We start from the raw sequence: 2,463 nt of genomic DNA, 5'->3' as shown, positions 1-2,463 counted from the left end.
GGCCTCCGGGTAACACGCCGCGACCAGCAGCGCGGCGGCACGTCCCGCGTCGCCGCGCTCCGTCAGTTCCCGCTCGATCGCTGCCACCTGATCGCGGGTGGGCGGCACGAACCTGCCGCGCCCGACCCGCTCGGCGTCGCCGTCCCGTTCCCGGACCTCGGTCCGACCCGTCCGGTTCACGCCCCGGCCCCGCTTTCGCTCGTGATCGCCGAGGTCCCCTCGCCGGGGTAGGCCTCCATCCGGCGGCCGAGTGCCGACACCGACGCCCCCGTCGACCGCACGGCCCGAGCGTCCTCCGGCGCGGCCTCGACGAGGTGCGCCAGCGCGCCGACGACCTTGGACACCTCGCGGCACAGCCGCGTCGTCCGGGGTGGGTCCTCCCCGTGTCCGCCCGAGTCCCACACCACCGGGCGCACCATCGTGAGCACACCCTGACCCCGGTCGTGCAGATTCTCGTACCGCCCCTGGCTGCGCTCGCACATCTCGGCGAGGACGTCGTCGAGCGTCACCCACTGCCGCCACGTCAGTGCCGCGTGCTCCTCGGTCGCCGTGCCGGTCAACTCCGCATACCGGTCGCTGAACGCTCGGGCGAGCTCCGACAGGGCCTGACCGAGCGCCGCCAGCCCCTCGGCCGGTGGGTGGTCGTCGTCGAACTCGCACAGCAGCCGCACCACCGCGTCCCCGAGGTGCCGGTTCACCCGGGCGGCGTGGGCGAGCAGTTCCCGGTCCCGTGACATCATGCGTCCTCCCCATGACCGACCGGCGTCGTTCGTCCCTTTTTCGTCCGGTCTGCTGTAATGTTTCTCGCTGTCCGCATCATTCGAGAGTCGCGCACTGAAAAACACATGTCCAAAGACCGTTCGTCCTGCGTGGCGCTCCCGGATGACACGACGGCATACGCGGGTTCCCGCCGCGCACGGCCCGGTCGTCCGTCTTCGACAGCAGAGGCAGAACCGGATGGAGAACGAGCCGTCATGGCTGTCCCGACGTACCGACGACACGGAACTCGACACCGGATTCCTCGCGAATGTCCTTCACGAATATCGTCGGTCGTACGGCCTGAACCAGGCTGACCTGGCCGAGATGCTCAGCCTCGACCAGAGCTACGTTTCCAAGATCGAGACAGGGCAGCGCCAGGTACGGGACATGAGAACCATGCTGCACATCGCCGAACGACTGGGGATTCCACCGGCGCAAATGGGCCTGTCGAACGCGGCGCTGTCGCCCGTTTCACCGCCGTCCCGGTCCGGTCCGGTGGACCCGACCGACCCGGCGCGGAGGAGTCAGCACACCTGGCGCCGGGTACGGCGGCATCTCAACCACAACCGGCGAAGTTTCGCCACGCTCTCCGGTGCTCTCTACCGAGCCGCCTTCCCGACAGGCAACTCGACGTTCCTCACCCGTGCGGAATGGATGCCGTCCGAACCGCTCCCGCTCGACAGCATCCGGCTCGCGTGGGATCCCGTTCCCGGAAGATCGACACCGATCACGGGAACGGAGCCGGAAGCGCACCACACACTCCCCCTCCGAGCGCCGGGCCGGCGCTTCGACCGATACACCTCCGCGGTGCGCTATCTCGACCGGCCCGCGTTGTTCGAGAACCGGCCGAGTTACCGCCTGTGGGACGTCGACCTGAGCTCCGGGCAGCCGAGGATGAGCTTCCGCCCCGGCACCTACTTCGCCAAACTCGATGTCTCCGAGGCGGTCGCACACGAATGCGCCGCCGCACACCTGTCGGGTGCCGGTTCCCGGGCCGACTGGTCCGAACTGCCGTTCCGGGAGCTGATCGGCGATCCGTTCGACCTGCGCCGGCGCGCTGTCCTTCCGGCCGTGGAGACGCTGACCCTGCGCCGCCGACGCGACACCGGCGACGCCTCGTTCCTCCTCCACTGGCGCGACCCGGCGAAGGTGGCGACGGCGGCGGGCGTCTACGGCCTCATCCCGGCGGGGGAGTTCCAACCGTCGAGCATCGCGGCCGGGGAGGCGACGCGCGATCTGGATCTGTGGCGGGGAATGGTCCGGGAGTTCTCGGAGGAACTACTCGGCGAACCGGAGCACGACGGCAGTTCCGGCACTCCGTTGAACTACGACGACTGGCCGCTCTACCAGGACCTGCGACGGGCACGCACGGAAGGGCGGATCACGACCCACTGCCTCGGGATCGGGCTCGACACGCTCACTCTCGCGGCGACGATCCTCACCGTCGTCGTCTTCGACGATGACGTGTTCGACGCACTCTTCGGACACTCGATGCGGATCAATGCCGAGGGCGTCCTCGTCACCGCCGCGGAGTCCTCGACGGTGTCCGAAGGAGTGCCGTTCACCGAAGCATCCGTCCGGCGGTTGGTGGACGAGACACCGATGGCCTCGCCGGGGGCCTGTCTGCTGTCCCGCGCCTGGAACGCGCGGGACAGCATTCTGTCCCGCCGTAGCCGGTGACCCGCTGTCCCGGCGGCCGGCGGG

General features: G+C 69.5%; 3 protein-coding genes. 1 reads left to right on the top strand and 2 read right to left on the bottom strand.

Features of this window, described 5'->3' with window-relative positions; genetic code table 11:
* The coding region (locus tag SACHA_RS24885; protein WP_039737879.1) for a hypothetical protein at positions 1–180 on the bottom strand (180 nt) is incomplete at its 3' end.
* Positions 177–740 (bottom strand): hypothetical protein, encoded by a 564-nt coding sequence (locus SACHA_RS23275; protein WP_019807353.1) that lies wholly within the window; start codon positions 738–740, stop codon positions 177–179. The genes SACHA_RS23275 and SACHA_RS24885, both read right to left, overlap by 4 nt.
* Positions 741–957: 217 nt before the next feature.
* On the opposite strand from SACHA_RS23275, the gene SACHA_RS0103800 reads away from it, so the two are divergent.
* Positions 958–2,439 (top strand): helix-turn-helix domain-containing protein, encoded by a 1,482-nt coding sequence (locus tag SACHA_RS0103800; RefSeq protein ID WP_019807351.1) that lies wholly within the window; start codon positions 958–960, stop codon positions 2,437–2,439.
* Positions 2,440–2,463: the final 24 nt, after the last annotated feature.

It is taken from the genome of Saccharomonospora halophila 8 (assembly GCF_000383775.1).
GTDB classification, from domain to species: Bacteria; Actinomycetota; Actinomycetes; order Mycobacteriales; family Pseudonocardiaceae; genus Saccharomonospora; species Saccharomonospora halophila.
Note: the sequence above shows the minus strand (reverse complement) of the source record. Positions and strands in the feature narration are given on the sequence as shown.

Excerpts from the sequence above, each read along its gene's own strand:
- SACHA_RS23275 (WP_019807353.1), bottom strand. The coding sequence starts at position 740 with ATGATGTCACGGGACCGGGAACTGCTCGCCCACGCCGCCCGGGTGAAC.
- SACHA_RS0103800 (WP_019807351.1), top strand. The coding sequence starts at position 958 with ATGGAGAACGAGCCGTCATGGCTGTCCCGACGTACCGACGACACGGAA.